Consider the following 17,007-nt stretch of genomic DNA (forward strand, 5'->3'; position numbering starts at 1 on the left):
TAAGAGATAATGACCTTTCAGTATAATGAAGCGTTTCCATTTAACTAATTTTTACGGCTAAACATGACAATAGGCATAAGTTGTCATTTCTCAATTTTAAGGCTATTTTTGCCGAAATTTATTTAGCAGTATGGATAACAGTCTAACGATCATTGTTCCTTTATATAATGAAGAAGAAAACCTAAAAAGGGTAGAGGAGAAAATGAAGGAATATATTTCCAGGGCCAGTATAGAATGTAAAGTTCTATTCGTGAACGACGGTTCTAAGGATAACTCTGAAAAGATAATGATCGAAATCTGTAATAGAAATCCGGAGTTTGAGTATATCAGCTTTGAAAAGAACTGTGGTCTTAGTGCAGCTATTAAAGCCGGATTTGATTATTCAGAAACAAATCTTACAGGATATATAGATTCAGACCTACAAACTGATCCTTTTGATTTTGAACTATTACTAAACGAAATTGAAAACTATGATCTCATAAACGGATTTCGTCATGAACGTAAAGACTCTGGAATAAAGAATTTATCTTCATATGTTGCCAATACTGTAAGAAACTGGTTCACACATGATGGAATGGATGATACTGGTTGTCCATTAAAGATTATAAGAACAGATTACGCAAAAAGAATCCCTATGTTTAGTGGACTTCATCGTTTTCTTCCTGCTATGATTATGTTACAGGGTGGCCGTATAAAACAGGTGCCTATAAAACACTTCCCTAGAATTGCCGGAACCCCAAAATTTGGACTGAGAAATAGGCTCTTTAAACCATTGATGGATTGCTTTACATATCTATGGATGAAGAAGAATTATATAAATTATAAGGTTGAAAAGAGATCTTAAGTTAGCCTAAAAGCTATCAATTATCTATATGAGAATAGCTCACACAATGTATTTCTAGAAATTGAATTCTATATACCGTTATGGCCTAAACGAAGCTGAACAAGTTATAAAACCAAAAAAGCCTCCCGTAAGGAAGGCTTTTCGTGATGGCACCAGAATTAGGATTTATACTATTAGTGCATACAAATTACACTAAAACACGATAACAGCATACAAAAAATACGCTTATGGTGTTCTTTTATTATACTATTAGTATTATAACATTATTTGGTATATGTCATTGCCGTGCAAATATCGTTGCAGAAAAATTTCATAGTAAATGGCAAAATAGTTAAGGTTGGTAAAAAAAAATGATAAAATAGACTTCGTAATTCAAATTAATATTTTTAATAAAATTTATTTGCTTTCACTCTTCAATCCCTATTAATTTAAATTACTTCTTTTGAGATTTTTTCCTCAATTTCATTAGAGGCTGTAGCGATTATTTCCTTAGTACTGTCTTCAATAGTTTCTACAATACTTTTTTCTTCCTTTGCTTTTCCATCTCGGTCTAAAATATTTAGAATTGGATTGTCAGATTTTTGATAGTTTGAAATTAATTTTCCTGGATTTTCATTTGTGACCTCTAAGAAATTTCTAATAAGGTTTATTCTAAGTTCTTCAGATAGTACACTGTTTTCAATATTTTCGATTTGTTTGGATAGCCCTTCAATGGTCATACTCAAAACTTGTTTATGGGAGTATTCCTCAATTAATCTTTTAGAAAGGTTAACTTTTTTATTTGCCGAAATAGTTATCCAAACAAGTGGAATGTATAATGGTAAAAAAGACAGAATAACTTTTGGGGATCTTTCAATAACCTCTGTAAGTGTTGAGCCTGTTGCTAAAAAAAATACACTGATGCTAATAGGAATAACCGCTGCGATGGTTAAAAATATTATTCCATTTCTAAAGCTTGCTTTATATTCAGTATGTAGCTTTTCCTCTTCAGCCTTTTTTGCCACAAAAGCTGAACTTAAGCCAGCGGTTAGAGCATTCGGTAGAAGAGATTCAATTTTTTTGTTTATTTGGTTATATTCAGATTGGGATGAATCTTTTAATTCATCCAGCTCATCTTGATGTGTTTCAATATATTTTTTGTAATCTTCTTCACTAGAGATGGTTAGTTTTTCTAATCCCTCTTCTAATTTTTCTGATTTAGTTTTAAGTTCATTATAAGTGGAATCAAGTTTGTTTTTCAACCCTTCTATTTCCACTATATTGCCCTCCTCATCTTCATCTTCATATCCAATAATTTCTCTATAAACTTCGTCGATTTCAGTTTTCTTAGATAATATACCTTTGTAAGTGGTATTAGCCTTGCTTGAATTCTCCTCAACTGTTTCTATCAAAGTATCTAATTGTTGAACTTCCGATTTAAGGTTTGGATGTTTTTCTAAAATATCTGTAATAGTAGTTAGAGTACTTTCCAGATTTTCACCATTGGTTAATATTTCATTCGTTCGGTCAAGAACAACGGTATGTTTTAAATTTATCTCTCGATGTTTGGATTCTATTTCATTTTCAATGGTTGAAAATTTTTCGATATAGATTTCAGCTTGATTTAGACGCTCTTCTGTACGGTTTCTATATTCAGCAGCCTTTTTAGAAGCTTGTTTAGCTTCCTTTTCAATATCTGAGGGTTTTTCATCAATCTTTTTTTCTAAAAGAATTAATCTTTCCCAAAGTTTCTGTCTTTCTTCTTCTAAATAATCTATTTTTTTTGAGTTTTTACCTTCAAACATATCATTAATTTTACTTAAATAGCCTTTATTTCAATTCTTACTTATGATCCATTATAACAGTAGATTAAAGAACTGAAATTATACGGTTAGGGGTAAAATTACGACACTAAGAACTATGTTTTTACAATTGAAAGAAAAGTTATTAAACAGATTATCAACTAATTTGGTTTAATTATCAAAATTTATTTATTAAAACTGAAACCGTTTTAAACAAAAACAGAATCAAAACAGAAATTGATACGAAACTAATTAAGTCTAAATTTAGTGGTTGCCGTGCAACTGTCGTGCAAAAGGTTAGTATAAAAACAAATAAAGCCCTGAAAATCAGGGCTTTATAATTTGCGAAGTGATGGCACCAGGATTCGAACCTGGGACCGCCTGCTTAGAAGGCAGGTGCTCTATCCAGCTGAGCTATGCCACCGTTTTGCGGTTGCAAATATAAGCCACTTTATAAATAATACAATGTTTTTGATTTAAAAAATCATACTTTTCTAAAAAAAGAAAAACCTCCAGAAGGAAGTTTTTGATTATCAGTATATAGTGCCTTAAGATTTTTCTAATTTTCTCTGATTAATTCTACTTCCAGCCCCCTGGAAGTAATAATCAATTGATTCAGGGTACTTGGATGTATATCATCCTTATCAAAAACCTGAGTATATAAGGTACTAAAACGACGCATCAATTCCAGTGTTTTCAATGATAGATGAAAAAATGTACCGGATTCATGTATATTTTGAATCCAGTCTTTTACAGTATCGATCTGCTGATAATCCTCCTCCGTATTAAGGATATAAGCCTGTTGTGCTAGCATAACTAATTGTTTTTCAGTTAGCCAAGCAGGGAGTTAAAATAGATTTGGTGAGATAAATATATAAGTAATTATCTATCGAAGTGTGTTCTCTACTAAAAAATCTGTAAACAGCTATAATTAATCGCTAAAAGACCATATATGAGGTTCGGGAAATAATATTAATTTAGCTCAAATTTTCCCTGTTAATTTATGATACCTATAATTCAGTTTAGTGATATGCTTTTTATTCATCTTCTTTCACTTTTTAAACTGATTTAAAGTAATGGATAGCTGGTTAATTTATTTTTTAGGGTTTACAGCACAATTACTTTTTTCAGGCCGAATGATTCTTCAATGGTTCCTTTCAGAAAAGAGTAAAAAAATTATCACCCCAATCTTTTTCTGGCATTTAAGTTTGTTTGCTTCTTTTTTGCTTTTTGTATACGGATATTTAAGGGATGATTTTGCCATTATGATGGGACAAACCCTTACTTATTTTATTTATATAAGAAACCTACAATTACAGGGTGAGTGGTATAGGTTTCCAAAAATTTTCAGGCTATTTTTATGGATATTTCCGTTGCTAATAGTTATCTATGGTTTCAATAATGATCAATATGATGCGGCAAAATTGTTCAGAAACGATGCGATTCCATTCTGGTTATTGATATTGGGATCTTTAGGACAGGTAATATTTACATTGAGATTTATTTATCAATGGGTTTATTCAGAAAGAAAGAAAGTTTCCAGTTTGCCACTTGGTTTCTGGCTGCTTAGTTTACTGGGATCGGCCATTATTATTATTTATGCTGTAATTAGAAGAGACCCGGTTTTATTGGCTGGTCATGGAATTGGATTGATCATGTATATTAGAAATATTTATATTCAGAAAAATGAAGTTAAAGGATAATTATCTTCTTTTATTAGTGATGGTTTGTATAGCGGTTTTTTTCGTAAATCTCGATGCGATAATCGTAAATATCATGGAAGCCCGTAATTTTGCTACAGCACGAGAAATGATCACGATGGATCATTGGATATTCACAACCTTAAATAACGAACCCAGATATGAAAAACCGCCGCTACCAACGTGGTTAACAGCTGTCTCTATGTTTCTGTTTGGTATGAAGAGTCTATTTGCATTAAGATTGCCTGCCGCAATCATGGGAACCGTAACGGTTATTTTTACATATAAACTTGGACTAAAATTTACCGGCCACAGAAAGTTTGCATTCATTGCAGGGTTAATAGCGGTAACTTCTTTCTATATACTCCACTCCGGAAGGGATGGACAATGGGACATTCACACGCATGGCTGGATGATGATGGCCATTTACGGTATGTATAGAATTTTTACTGAAGAAGGAAATAAGTATATCAATGGGATACTTACAGGCTTGTTATTAGGCTTTTCGTTCTTAAGTAAAGGACCAGTGTCTATGTATGCATTACTCTTACCATTTTTAATATCATATGGGATTGTTTATAAATACAGAAACTTTAGAGGAAAATGGCAGGCACTGCTTTTGATGATTCTGGTGGCTTTCGTAGTTTCAGCGTCCTGGAGTTGGTATGTCTATTTTTTTGACACAAATGCTGTATCTAAAATCACTGAAAGAGAGACTGGGCGCTGGCTGGATTATCATACAAGACCATTTTACTATTACTGGAGTTTTGTAATTCAAACCGGTATATGGACAATTCCTGCGTTTGTTGGCTTGCTATATCCTTATCTCAAAAACCGGGTATTTAATAAAACCGGGTATAAATTTACACTTGTCTGGACTTTGAGTGCCGTAATCCTTCTTTCAATAATTCCTGAAAAAAAAGCAAGATATTTATTACCAGTACTAATCCCACTAGCACTAAATACAGCTTTTTATATAGAATACCTTTTCAGGAGGTTTGATATGATGCCGAAAAAGGAAAAGCTGGTCGTTTATTTCAATTTTTCCATTATCGCTGTTATAGGTTTAATCTTTCCTCTAGTTGGTTTCTACCTGTTTAAAGACCAGTTCACAAAAATATGGCCATGGTTTATTCTAACCTCTGTATGCCTGGTTGCTATTGGCATACTTATATTTTACTATTTAAGGAGAAACCGGTTTAAGCCAGTTTTTTATTTGACGGTTTGGTTCATAATATGTGTTATTTTCTTTGGCCTGCCTATAGTAAAGAAGCTTGAACTAAATCCGGCTTTCAAGAGTATTACAACCGTTGACCATTATTTAGAAAAGCATCCTATGCCTTTATATGAATTCAATGGTTTTACGCCAGAATTCATTTGGGAATATGGAGAGCCAATTGAAGCCATTAAGAACGGGAATGATTACACCATTCCAAAATCACAAAAGTTTCTTTTGCTGGTAACCAAGGAACAAACTGGGGAAATGAGAAATCTTCTTTCCGAATTTAATATTGAAAAAATTGATGAAATAAATATGAATGCCAATCCAGATAATCATCGGGACAGGTTATTTAGAAATTTATATTTAGTCACTAAAAAATAATATTAGCAGATGCTTAATTATCCAATCAAATTTAAACCTATACTTCAGGAAAAAATATGGGGTGGAAATAAATTAAGAGATCTTTTAAATAAGGAGACTACGAAGGAAAATATTGGTGAAAGCTGGGAAATTTCTGGTGTAAAAGGCCATATCTCAAAAGTTTCAAATGGTACCGAATCTGGCAGGTCTCTTTCAGAGCTAATTTCTGAATATAAAGAAAAATTAGTGGGCACGAAGATTTATGAGCAATTCGGCAATGAATTCCCATTACTTATAAAGTTTATTGACGCTAAAAAAGATCTTTCAGTACAATTACATCCAAATAATAAACTTGCAAAAAAACGTCACAGTTCTTTTGGAAAGACCGAGATGTGGTATGTAATGCAGGCAGATGATAATTCAGAATTAATTATTGGGTTTAAAAAAGATCTTGAAAAAAAGGAATATGTTGAATACCTGGAAAAGGGAAAAATAGTAGAGGTTCTAAATTTTGAAAAAGTTAAAAAGGGGGATTCCGTCTTCATAAATACCGGAAAGGTTCATGCGATTGGCGGAGGTGTTTTACTTGCAGAAATTCAGCAAACTTCAGATATTACCTATAGAATATACGATTGGGACAGGGTAGATGCTGAAGGTAAGCGAAGGGACCTGCATACAGATCTGGCAATAGATGCCATAGATTTTATAAAGAAAGATGACTATAAGCTCAATTATGCTAAGCAAAAGAATATTTCTTCTCAAATCACATCCTGTAAATATTTTACTACCAACTATTTACCGGTAAAAGGGGGCGTAAAAAAGGACTATTCTCAGCTTGATTCTTTTGTTATTCTTATGTGTGTGGAGGGTGAATCAACAATAAACTTAAAAGGAAGTACTGAGATTTTGAAAAAAGGAGAAAGCCTGATGATACCTGCCATCGCAACTGAAATTGGAATCGAAGCTACAGAAGCTGAATTGCTTGAAATTTATATCCAATAATCCAGATAGTTACTTCTAATTTATAAAAGACCTGTAATATTCTTGAGTTCTAAATGAAAAGGGCTCTAAACTTATGTTGTTTAACGTCCTTTTTATTCATTGAAATTCAGGATCTATATTTTGCTTAGGCTTAAAATTGCGGTATCTCCATTTTCGTCCATTTGAAGATCAAGATTAATCTCATTCCTGGTAGCTGAAATAACATCATAATTTCGGGTTAGTTCTCCAAGTTTTTCACTGGACATAAAGAAGATATTAAAATCTACATCATTATAAGAATCAAATTCACTCCCGGAATCATTACTAATTCTCCATGTTCCAATAACCTGATCTATAGAAGAAGTGGCTGAAAGATTATTGTCTTTTTCAAAAGTAAAAATATAATCTGTATAATTCGCGGTTCTGTCACTACCGTTCAATGTAAAATGGGTGATGCGCCATTCTCCTTCCTGAACAATGATATTTAATTCATTTGCTTCGGCAGTAGACCGGTCTACGTCATCCAAATCTTTATCACAAGAAATAAAAACGCTAACTGCGATCAAGACCAAGACAATTTGAAATCTTTTCATAGGGTATAGGATTTTTTGTTTGGTTTAACTGGAACGTAAAGTTAAAAATCCTATTGTGTTTATTTAAGGAAATTTTAAGAATTAACATTTTAAAATTTTAAAGATGCCTAGGAGTAATTTAAACTCAATTGTTTGGTTGTCAGAATTTTATGTGTAAATAACTTTTTTGACCTCTAAATTTGAAGATTCCAATGATACTACTGTAGATTTTTATGTATGAAACTTTCTTTATCTAAAAGAAACTATACTCTAATTTAATCCAGATCGCTGAAATGATTGGAATTTATTTCCAAACGTGAGCATTAAGTTTAACAAGGGTTTAAAAAAGAATAGTTTAAACTTTTTTAATTTTCCAGATTCAAATTCACCATTGAGTTGTATGGAGTTTTGGAGAATTTGAGTGTCAAAAACAGGGGAGGAAAATGAAGTTAATAAAAGTCTCACAAACAAGAGATGCATACGAAGTGAAGGTTTTGATTTCTTACAGGCTATTCGGAATCCGTATATTTTCAACGGAAAAATCTTTTGTGAAGAAATATAACCATGATGAATGGTATCAAAAGGATGATCACTCCAAAGCTTCGCAAGAGAAAAAAATGAAATTGGATAAGTGGTTGAAAGATCACCAGAAATTTATTGAGAAAATATAAGTTTCAGTTTTAAGAAAAATAGATGTATATTTAAAAAGACACTAAGATTTATAGTGCACACTTAACTCCACCCATATCTTCCTGAACAGAATCTATTCTAATAAATCTTTTATTATGGATTCACAAGCAAAAAGGGAAGATCATATTAGATTGATCATTTTTATTATAAGCGTCGCTTTGATTGTTTTCATTACAACCCTGTACTAATGAATTTTTACAGTAATTATCCCTGAAATTTTCAATTATCACCTTATCAAAAACTGGATTGTCTAAATTTCAAAACAGCTTTTTTCGGGCTGTGTATTCATTAATTCTCGCTACACTTTTAGGTGTATTTAATCATGAGATTTTATTTTGTATAGTAGATGATAAAAATTAGATATACAGAAATACTCTTTATTTTTTGCATGCTAAACTCAATACCAGACCCTTCGTAATTAGCCAAAATAAATATAAAGTTTGTCCAAATCTTCAAGAAAATAATGATTTTCCTATAACTTTAATTAAGATTAATCAACCAAAAGAATAAAATGAGCAAAAAGAAAAATTTCGCCCGCTTCGGTATGGCCGCAAAAGGAGCTGTATACTGTTTAATTGGTATTCTTACTGCACTTGCTGCTTTTGGACAAGGTGGACAACAAACCGGAAGCAAAGGAGCTTTGAGATATCTCGCTCAACAATCATATGGCCAGATTCTACTCATAATTTTAGGTGTTGGACTGTTAGGATATGTTTTCTGGAGAATGTATCAGGTATTTACGAATCCTAAAGACCTGGAGAATAATACCAAGGGATATGCAAAGCGTGTAGCTTATTTTATTAGTGGCTTAATTTATGGAGGTTTTGCGTTTTACGCTTTTAAATTGGCATTTGGTGGTAGTTCAGGTAGTTCGGGGTCTATGATGGGATCATTGATGTCTGGTTCTAATGGTAAAATAGTCGCCATAATTATAGGTGTTGGAATGGCTATAAAGGCGGGGTACGATCTTTATCGAGCCTATTCTAATAAGTTCAAGGAAGAAATTGAACAAATTGGAATGAATAGAAAAGAACAAAAATTATTGGTAAACGCTGGTAAATTTGGACATACGGCCAGAGGATTAGTAATAGGTTTAATGGCTTACTTAACACTAAACTCAGGATTATCTAGCGGGAGTGATATAAGTACTCAAACAGATGCTTTTAGTTTTATTCAAAATGAATTTGGATCTGCAATATTAGGTATTGTAGCTATAGGCTTTATAGGCTATGGTGTTTATATGTTTATAAAAGCAAAATATCCAGCAACGAGTATTACTCCTGATAAGTGATACGTATTAAAACGTCATATTAATTATTTTCTTTAAGACATTTAGTTAAGGTATTATCTAGATTTATTAAATTACTTGATATTTAACCTGCTCCCATGTCTAAACGTAAGGATCTAAAAGCTAACTACTTTCAAAAAATTTCGTCTAATCCCTCAGTCCTGGATTGGCTCACTCGGGACACCTTTTGTGGGTTTTGGATCTTGAATAAAAGCTTTCCCGTAAATTTATGGGTGAATGATGCTTTCTTTAAAGAATTAAATTATTCCTTGGACAACGAGGAATATATAGGTGAAAACTCACCTTTTATCCGCTCACATACGGTTAAAGAAACCATTCAAAGTTTACTGGAAAGGGCAGATGACGAAAAATCTGAAGTTGAAGCTACCATAAATTTCGAAAAAAAATCTGGTGGCACTATTTCTCTACTGGCTACTTGCAAAAATATATCCTCATTAAGTGATGACGAGCTTTTCATAATTAAATTTCAGGAAGCATCGGAGAAACCAGCTGATGAAAATATCTTAAAAGAGAAGCAGAGAGAATTTAAAAATTTACAGACCGTTTATCATGAGACTAATGAACTAGCAAAAGTTGGGGGATGGGAAGTAGATTTAGTAAAGAATAAGGTAACCTGGACGAAAGTTACAAAAGATATCCATGAAGTTAGCCAGGACTATGAACCTGCACTAAGCGAAGGAATCAATTTTTATAGCGAAGGCTGGAGTAGAGATACTATCACAGAATTGTTCAATAATGCCATATCAAATGGCACTCCTTTCGATTCTGAATTAAAGATCGTTACTGCTAATAATAGGGAGATATGGGTAAGATCTTTTGGCAAACCAGAATTTAAAGATGGTCAGTGTGTAAGGGTTTATGGAGCTTTTCAGGATATTGATGCTGAAAAGAGAAATCAGCTCAAATATGAACGAACCAGGGAACAGTATGAAATGATCTTCAAAAATTCTGCAGTTGGAAACATTCTCGTAAAAACTTCTGGAGAATTGCTTCAAATTAACCCTGCTACCCTAAGAATATTTGGATACGAAGATGCAAAGAAGGAAGACGTGATGCAGTTAACGTTTAAAGATCTTATCCATCCTGATTTTCTGGAAGATGCTGTTTCACATAGAACAAGGTTAATATCTGGAGAACTTGATACGTATCAACTCGAATCAAAATTTTATAACAGAAATGGAGAGGTTATATGGTGCCGAACCAATTCTTCTATTATTCGTTCCAATGGGCTTGGAGAAAGTCTTATCATTACCCAGGTAGAAGATATAACCGAAAAGAAAGAATTAGAATTTAGAGCGAGTGAAAATGCAAAAAGATTTAAAACCGCATTTGAATATTCTCCTATTGGTATGGGGGTGGTTACACCCGATGGTGAATGGCAAATGGTGAATCAGAATCTTGCCAGTATTTTTGGGTATACAAAAGAGGAATTCATGAATAAAAAGTCAAGTGAATTAACTCATCATGAAGATTTAAGAAAGGATACTGCGCAACTTAAGTCATTATTCAAAAAAGAGATAGATACTTATAGTGTAGAGAAAAGATTTATTCATAAAAACGGAAAAACTGTATATGGACTTTTAAGTGTCTCTGCTGTAACAGATGACAACGGAATTCCAATATACCTTATAGGACAAATATCCGACCTTACCAAAAGAATCCAGTCTGAGAGAGCTTTACAAAAAAGTTTAAATGAGCTCCAAAGTTTAATGGATGCAACGACCCATGTCTCAATTATTCAAACCGACTTAAATGGGGTGGTTTCTAAATTTAATAAAGGCGCTGAAAATATGTTGGGCTATAGCGAAGAGCAGGTGAAAAATGTTCTTAATGTAGGCCGAATTCATGAAGTTCATGAGGTAGAACAAAGAGGTGATGAATTAACCGCTAAATACAAACAGGAAATCAGAGGTTTTGATGTATTTACTTTTCAGGCGAGACGTGGGCATTACGATTCCAGGGAATGGACCTATATTAGAAAGGATGGGAGTAAATTTCCAGTACAACTGGTTGTTACCGCTATTACCAATCACAAAGGAAGGATCACCGGGTATTTAGGTGTTGCTACAGATATTTCAAAATTAAAGAAAATGGAGGTTTCTTTAATTAAGGCTAAGAAAAAAGCAGAGGCCGCGAGTAAATCTAAATCTGAGTTTCTTGCAAATATGAGTCATGAGATTCGTACGCCACTTAACGGAATTATTGGTTTCACAGATCTCCTCATGCGTAGTGAGCTCGAAAATTCGCAACAAAAGTATATGCAGACGATCTATAACTCTGCAAATTCATTATTAGATATTATTAATGATGTTCTGGATTTTTCAAAAATAGAAGCAGGGAAATTAGAATTAAGTGAAGAAAGAACAGACCTGATAGAGCTTTGTGACCAAACCATAGACATTGTAAAGCATCAGGCACATAAAAAGGGGTTGGAGGTTTTACTTAATATCTCTCCATCTCTAAGAAGATATGTATATGCAGATGCAGTACGTTTGAGACAGATTTTAACAAATCTCCTGGGTAATTCAGTAAAATTCACCCACGAAGGGGAAATAGAGTTGAACATTTCTTCTAAAGCTATATCCGGAAATCAACATGAATTAATATTCACATTCTCTATTAGAGATACGGGAATTGGGATAGCTCCTGAAAATTTAAAGAAGATTTTCTATGCTTTTGACCAGGAAGATGCGTCTACTACCAGGAAATACGGAGGTAGTGGTCTTGGCCTTACTATTAGCAATAAGTTATTAAATCTTATGGATAGCAGGCTGGAATTAAAGAGTGTTTTAAATGAGGGGAGTACATTTTCATTTAAGGTTAAATTGAAAACAGATGAGGAGGTGACCTATGAATCTTCAGCTCCAAAGAATATTAAAAACGTATTGATCGTAGATGATAATACCAATAACAGAATTATTTTAAGGGAAATGCTGGCTCCAAACCAGATAAAATGTGTTGAATGTGCTAATGGAATAGAAGCTTTAAATGTACTTACAAAGGGCGATCAAAATTTTGACCTGGCTATAATAGATTATAATATGCCGTATATGAATGGTATTAGTCTAATAGATCAGGTTAGAAATAAACTGAATATAGATGCTGAGAAACTTCCGGTAATATTGCTGCATAGTTCTACAGAGGATGAAGAGATCATCAATGCCTGTAGAGAATTAAAGGTACATTATCACCTTACAAAGCCAATCCAGATCCATACACTATATAATATGATAGATTCTATGGAAAAGCCAACATCATTTGAAAACAGATCAAATGAAGGTATAGAAGATTCTGTGAATTTTTCAGAAGTCTATAATATTCTTATCGTAGAGGATAACCCTGTAAATAAATTTCTGGCCAATTCCATAATTAAGAAAATACTCCCTAACGCAAATCTTATTCAGGCGGAAAATGGGGAAGAAGCAGTAAGTCAATTCCAGGCAAATAAGCTGGATCTTATATTTATGGATATTCAAATGCCCGTTATGAGTGGATTTGAAGCAACAGAAGAAATCAGGAAATTAGAAGAAGAAAATTCTTACATTCCTATTATCGCTCTTACAGCTCGAGCAGTAAAGGATGAAAGGATACGTTGTATAGAGGCAGGAATGAATGATTATCTTCCCAAGCCAGTAATACTGGAAGATATTAAAGAAATGATGATTAAATATTTAAATATAACGGCTAACTAACAAAACTTTATCCTGCACAGCTAAGATCATTATTTATACTTTCCTATATTCTTATTAAGAAAATAGTACTAAATTGTTCAAAATTAGACTAAACCATTGGTTTTGCACGATTTTAAGATGAATTTGTAGCTTTAATATTTATATTAAAACTACCTTTGAAAACTAAATCAGGGCTCTATTTTCCCAAATGCATCCCTTATGAATAAACTGAACCTACAATCTCCATTATCCATACTTCTTGTTGAAAGTTCACAAGTTGAAAGTCAATATTTTATCGATGTATTGAAGGATACATTCGTAAATGCGAAAATTGAAGTTTTAAGCGATAGCTTTGAGGCAGTTCAATGGTTACAAAATAACCTGGCTCATGTGATGGTGATTGAGCATTCTTCCAAACCTTTGGATGCTATCCAAACATCAGATTATCTTAGACAAGAGCTTAAAAAAGATATTCCAATCTATATTTCATCTTCAGAAGTACTGAAAGGCGAAAATTATATTTCCAAGCCTTTCACTGAGGCATCCTTAGAACCTTTTCTCAACTATTTACTTGAAGGTGCTATTTCAGAAAGCATCGATGATGCGCCTTTATATTCTTTAAATTATTTAAAAGAAATTTCAGGGGGGGACATGGAATTTGTTACAGAATTAATAGAGATTTTTAAATCTTCGGTAAAAACCAAGCTGGAAGAATTAGAAATAGCGAACGAAAATAAAAATACTTTGCATGCTTCAAAAGTTGCTCATAATATCAAGCCTTCTTTTGAAATGATTGAAAACAGTGAGGGTACAGAAATTTGTAATAAGCTCACTTACGATCTGGAAAATCATCAACTTCCTACATTGATTCTGGATCTAAAAGCAATTTTTAGTAAAATATTGTATCAGTTTGAAATAGATTTTACCCCAAAAAAAGCTATAAATGGAGAGGATATTAGTTATTGAAGATAACCCAATGGTCGTCAAATCGCTGGAATTTAAATTAAACAGGGATGGTTATGATGTGGCTATAGCAGTAGATGGAAGAGAAGCTATTAAGTTTCTGGAAGAAGGATCTTTTGATCTCATATTAACAGACTTGATGTTGCCCTTCGTAGCGGGAAATCAATTGATACAGTATATCAAAGAAAATCTGCCGGGCACCCCTATCATTGTTCTCTCAACTTCAAAACAGGAAAATATTATCATGGATGCCTTTAATCTTGGAGTAGATGATTTTATAACAAAACCTTTTAATCCTAATGAATTGTCTTTAAGGGTAAAAAGATTTTTGAAGAAAAACAGCTTTTCCGGTTAAAACGACAACTTTGATCACACAACTAAGAGATATAATAGCAGAAGGAAACTGGGTTCTACACTTAAACTTACTGCTTGTGGTGCTTTTCCTGGTAATTACGCTGGGATTTACTGTGGCCATTATATATCTTAGGTCAACTAAAATTATTATAGATCGCAAAACTGAAAGACTTAAAGAGCTATTTTCAGACTTTATAACAGTCTATCTTTTTGACAAAAACAAACCCACGGATGCTGAAATTGAAAGTTTTAAAAACAAAAATATCACAACATCTCTGGATCAAAAAGTGGCGATAAAAGTACTCTTGATATTTGAGGAAAACTTTAAAGGGGGTACCAATGAAAGTATTAAAGAGCTATTTTTTAAATGGAACTTGAGCAATCTTGTAGAAAGAGATCTGGAAAGTGGTAAATGGTATAAGGTTGCAAGAGCTATTTATATAGCTTCCGAGTTAAACCTTGCAAGATTTCATACAATAATTGAAAGGTTTATAGATTCTGAAAGAGACGAATTAAAACAGCAGGCCATTCTATACTTCATTCATTTATCTGAAAGTGAGCCTCTTTCTTTTTTCGATAAAATTAAAAAACCATTAACTCTCTGGGAGCAAATATATATAGAGGAGTGCCTTAAAAGCAATTATACCGGAGAGATTCCAGATTTTTCACGATGGTTGGATAGTAGTTTAACAAGCTTGCAAAGCTTTTCAATAAAAATGATTGGAGAATATAATCAATATGAAAATTTGTCCCTTATAATACCTTTTCTAAAGAGCGAAGAGGAAGATTTAAGAAGGGAAGCAATTCGCAGCTTAGGTATACTGGGCTATCCAGAACTCATGAAACATTTTTTTAATTCTTTTTCGGGAGAATCTCCTGCCATAAAAAGTTATATGCTTAAAATCATTAGAAAAATTGGGTCTTTTGATGACTTGCGAAGATTTGGGAATATGATCCCTGCAGAGGATTGGAACAGCAAGCAGGTATATTTCAAGCTCCAGAACAATTGGAATAAAGAACTTCAGGTTTCTGCGGTATAAATAATATATTGCGAATAATTTCTAATTGTTCAAAAGAATAGGCTTTGAGTATCTATCAAATTTCAGAAATTGCCAGTTGGTTATTTTTGTTTTATGGAATTATCATTTCTTCAGGATACACTTTTGCCGCTGTATTTTCTTTTCTGGAAATTAGAGATTATAAAAGGAAAAATAATTTTCAGGCAGAATTCGCACTTCTTCAATCTTCAAACCTTCCAGCAATTTCCATCCTCGCGCCAGCTTATAATGAAGAAGCAAATGTGGTGGAAAATGTGCGTTCTCTTTTAACGCTTAATTACCCGTCTTACGAAATTGTAATCATTAATGATGGCAGCACCGATAATACGCTACAGGAGTTGTTAACTACATTTGATATGCATAGGCAAGCGTTTCTTTATCATCCTTTTATTCCAACTAAAAAAGTAAAAGGAGTCTATAAGTCAAAGAATAAATCTTTTAAAAATTTAACGGTTGTAGATAAATTGAATGGAGGCAAGGCAGATGCATTAAATACAGGAATTAATGTATGCGAAAATGAAATAATTTGCTGTATAGATGTAGACTGTATTTTAGAAAATGATGCATTATTAAAACTGGTTAAACCATTTTTAAATAATACAAAGAAAGTAATTGCCTCTGGCGGAATCATACGTGTTGCAAATTCATGCACCATTGAAGATGGAAGAATTCTGGAGGTGAAACTACCCAATACTTTTCTGGCCAGGGCACAGATTATAGAATATTTCAGGGCATTTTTGATGGGAAGGATGGCCTGGTCCAGGTTAGACGGATTATTACTTATTTCCGGAGCCTTTGGAATGTTTGATAAAGAAGTAGTGATCCAGGCGGGCGGTTATAATCCAGATACCGTAGGGGAAGATATGGAGCTCCTGGTGAGAATGCGAAAGGAAATGAGAGAAAAGGAAATTCCATATACGGTTGGTTTTGTTCCAAATCCGCTTTGCTGGACAGAAGTGCCCCAAAAATGGAAGATCTTGCATCGCCAGCGTAATAGATGGACGCGCGGTACGGCCGAAACTTTATGGCTTCATAAGAAGATGCTTTTTAACCCTAAATACGGAGTTTTAGGAATATTAAGTACTCCTTACTGGTTCTTTTTTGAATGGCTAGCTCCGCTCATAGAATTTTTAGGACTTTTCTATTTAATATTTCTAATCGTATTTAGTGATTTGAACTGGGGAGTCTATCTTATATTCTTTGGAGTGGTGTACTCTTTTGCTATTTTATTCTCTATAACAGCACTTTTTTTCGAAGAGTTCTCTTTTCAACAATATAAAAAGCCAAAATATATTCTTCGATTATTGGGGACTATATTACTCGAGCCCATATTGTATCATCCTTTTATCATGTGGGCCTCGGTCAAGGGAAACTGGGATCTTATAAATGGGAAAAAGAATTGGGGAGCTATGGGGAGAACAGGTTTGAGTAGTAAAGAAAAATCTTAATTTTATCCTTAAGTGTTAGATTAAAAACTGATTTTTTGTATTTTTAAAAGATAT

At 33.2% G+C, this 17,007-nt stretch carries 14 protein-coding genes and 1 tRNA gene; 11 read left to right on the forward strand and 4 right to left on the reverse strand.

Annotation, left to right across the window (positions count from 1 at the left end; genetic code table 11):
* Nucleotides 1–130: 130 nt before the first annotated feature.
* The gene (locus BLT95_RS02970) at nt 131–844 is read left to right on the forward strand and encodes a glycosyltransferase (RefSeq protein ID WP_089664619.1); all 714 of its coding nucleotides are present in this window, start codon (nt 131–133) and stop codon (nt 842–844) included.
* 428 nt (nt 845–1,272) lie between these two features.
* On the opposite strand, the gene BLT95_RS02975 is transcribed toward BLT95_RS02970, so the two are convergent.
* The 3 genes from BLT95_RS02975 to BLT95_RS02985 form a co-directional block, all read right to left on the reverse strand.
* Nucleotides 1,273–2,628 (reverse strand): hypothetical protein, encoded by a 1,356-nt coding sequence (locus tag BLT95_RS02975; RefSeq protein WP_089664620.1) that lies wholly within the window; start codon nt 2,626–2,628, stop codon nt 1,273–1,275.
* Nucleotides 2,629–2,975: 347 nt separating this feature from the next.
* Nucleotides 2,976–3,049 (reverse strand) — tRNA-Arg (locus tag BLT95_RS02980).
* 135 nt (nt 3,050–3,184) lie between these two features.
* The gene (locus BLT95_RS02985) at nt 3,185–3,439 is read right to left on the reverse strand and encodes a hypothetical protein (RefSeq protein ID WP_089664622.1); all 255 of its coding nucleotides are present in this window, start codon (nt 3,437–3,439) and stop codon (nt 3,185–3,187) included.
* Nucleotides 3,440–3,701: 262 nt separating this feature from the next.
* On the opposite strand from BLT95_RS02985, the gene BLT95_RS02990 reads away from it, so the two are divergent.
* The 3 genes from BLT95_RS02990 to BLT95_RS03000 are packed head-to-tail and all read left to right on the forward strand — an operon-like array spanning nt 3,702 to nt 6,909.
* Nucleotides 3,702–4,328: a lipid-A-disaccharide synthase N-terminal domain-containing protein gene (locus BLT95_RS02990; protein ID WP_089664625.1), complete on the forward strand. Its 627-nt coding sequence runs from the start codon at nt 3,702–3,704 to the stop codon at nt 4,326–4,328.
* Nucleotides 4,312–5,928 carry a glycosyltransferase family 39 protein gene (locus BLT95_RS02995; protein WP_089664627.1) on the forward strand — a complete coding sequence of 539 codons (1,617 nt, stop codon included), beginning with the start codon at nt 4,312–4,314 and terminating at the stop codon, nt 5,926–5,928. Before BLT95_RS02990 ends, BLT95_RS02995 begins: the two co-directional genes overlap by 17 nt.
* A gap of 9 nt (nt 5,929–5,937) precedes the next feature.
* The gene (locus tag BLT95_RS03000; RefSeq protein ID WP_089664628.1) at nt 5,938–6,909 is read left to right on the forward strand and encodes a type I phosphomannose isomerase catalytic subunit; all 972 of its coding nucleotides are present in this window, start codon (nt 5,938–5,940) and stop codon (nt 6,907–6,909) included.
* 113 nt (nt 6,910–7,022) lie between these two features.
* On the opposite strand, the gene BLT95_RS03005 is transcribed toward BLT95_RS03000, so the two are convergent.
* Nucleotides 7,023–7,481, reverse strand: a complete 459-nt coding sequence (locus BLT95_RS03005; protein WP_089664630.1) for a hypothetical protein — start codon at nt 7,479–7,481, stop codon at nt 7,023–7,025.
* A gap of 422 nt (nt 7,482–7,903) precedes the next feature.
* On the opposite strand from BLT95_RS03005, the gene BLT95_RS03010 reads away from it, so the two are divergent.
* From BLT95_RS03010 to BLT95_RS03040, 7 genes are all read left to right on the forward strand, one after another.
* Nucleotides 7,904–8,131: a hypothetical protein gene (locus BLT95_RS03010; RefSeq protein WP_089664632.1), complete on the forward strand. Its 228-nt coding sequence runs from the start codon at nt 7,904–7,906 to the stop codon at nt 8,129–8,131.
* A 530-nt stretch (nt 8,132–8,661) separates the two neighbouring features.
* Nucleotides 8,662–9,441, forward strand: a complete 780-nt coding sequence (locus tag BLT95_RS03015) for a DUF1206 domain-containing protein (RefSeq protein WP_089664633.1) — start codon at nt 8,662–8,664, stop codon at nt 9,439–9,441.
* A gap of 95 nt (nt 9,442–9,536) precedes the next feature.
* Nucleotides 9,537–13,151, forward strand: a complete 3,615-nt coding sequence (locus BLT95_RS03020) for a PAS domain S-box protein (protein ID WP_089664636.1) — start codon at nt 9,537–9,539, stop codon at nt 13,149–13,151.
* A 198-nt stretch (nt 13,152–13,349) separates the two neighbouring features.
* A complete protein-coding gene (locus tag BLT95_RS03025) occupies nt 13,350–14,096 on the forward strand; it encodes a hypothetical protein (protein ID WP_089664638.1) in 747 nt (248 codons plus the stop codon).
* Nucleotides 14,074–14,448, forward strand: coding sequence for a response regulator transcription factor (locus tag BLT95_RS03030; RefSeq protein WP_089664640.1), 375 nt, complete (start codon nt 14,074–14,076; stop codon nt 14,446–14,448). The genes BLT95_RS03025 and BLT95_RS03030 overlap by 23 nt, the downstream gene beginning before the upstream one ends.
* A 10-nt stretch (nt 14,449–14,458) precedes the next feature.
* On the forward strand, nt 14,459–15,487 hold the full coding sequence (locus tag BLT95_RS03035) for a hypothetical protein (RefSeq protein WP_089664642.1): 1,029 nt from the start codon (nt 14,459–14,461) through the stop codon (nt 15,485–15,487).
* Between the two features lie 44 nt (nt 15,488–15,531).
* A complete protein-coding gene (locus tag BLT95_RS03040) occupies nt 15,532–16,953 on the forward strand; it encodes a glycosyltransferase (protein ID WP_089664644.1) in 1,422 nt (473 codons plus the stop codon).
* Nucleotides 16,954–17,007: the final 54 nt, after the last annotated feature.

Origin of the sequence: Gramella sp. MAR_2010_147 (assembly GCF_900105135.1) — a bacterium.
Classification (GTDB): domain Bacteria; phylum Bacteroidota; class Bacteroidia; order Flavobacteriales; family Flavobacteriaceae; genus Christiangramia.

Bases quoted from the DNA above. Each gene is read 5' to 3' on its own strand.
- BLT95_RS02970 (WP_089664619.1), top strand. From the start codon at position 131: ATGGATAACAGTCTAACGATCATTGTTCCTTTATATAATGAAGAAGAA.
- BLT95_RS02975 (WP_089664620.1), bottom strand. From the start codon at position 2,628: ATGTTTGAAGGTAAAAACTCAAAAAAAATAGATTATTTAGAAGAAGAA.
- BLT95_RS02985 (WP_089664622.1), bottom strand. From the start codon at position 3,439: ATGCTAGCACAACAGGCTTATATCCTTAATACGGAGGAGGATTATCAG.
- BLT95_RS02990 (WP_089664625.1), top strand. From the start codon at position 3,702: ATGGATAGCTGGTTAATTTATTTTTTAGGGTTTACAGCACAATTACTT.
- BLT95_RS02995 (WP_089664627.1), top strand. From the start codon at position 4,312: ATGAAGTTAAAGGATAATTATCTTCTTTTATTAGTGATGGTTTGTATA.
- BLT95_RS03000 (WP_089664628.1), top strand. From the start codon at position 5,938: ATGCTTAATTATCCAATCAAATTTAAACCTATACTTCAGGAAAAAATA.
- BLT95_RS03005 (WP_089664630.1), bottom strand. From the start codon at position 7,481: ATGAAAAGATTTCAAATTGTCTTGGTCTTGATCGCAGTTAGCGTTTTT.
- BLT95_RS03010 (WP_089664632.1), top strand. From the start codon at position 7,904: ATGAAGTTAATAAAAGTCTCACAAACAAGAGATGCATACGAAGTGAAG.
- BLT95_RS03015 (WP_089664633.1), top strand. From the start codon at position 8,662: ATGAGCAAAAAGAAAAATTTCGCCCGCTTCGGTATGGCCGCAAAAGGA.
- BLT95_RS03020 (WP_089664636.1), top strand. From the start codon at position 9,537: ATGTCTAAACGTAAGGATCTAAAAGCTAACTACTTTCAAAAAATTTCG.
- BLT95_RS03025 (WP_089664638.1), top strand. From the start codon at position 13,350: ATGAATAAACTGAACCTACAATCTCCATTATCCATACTTCTTGTTGAA.
- BLT95_RS03030 (WP_089664640.1), top strand. From the start codon at position 14,074: ATGGAGAGGATATTAGTTATTGAAGATAACCCAATGGTCGTCAAATCG.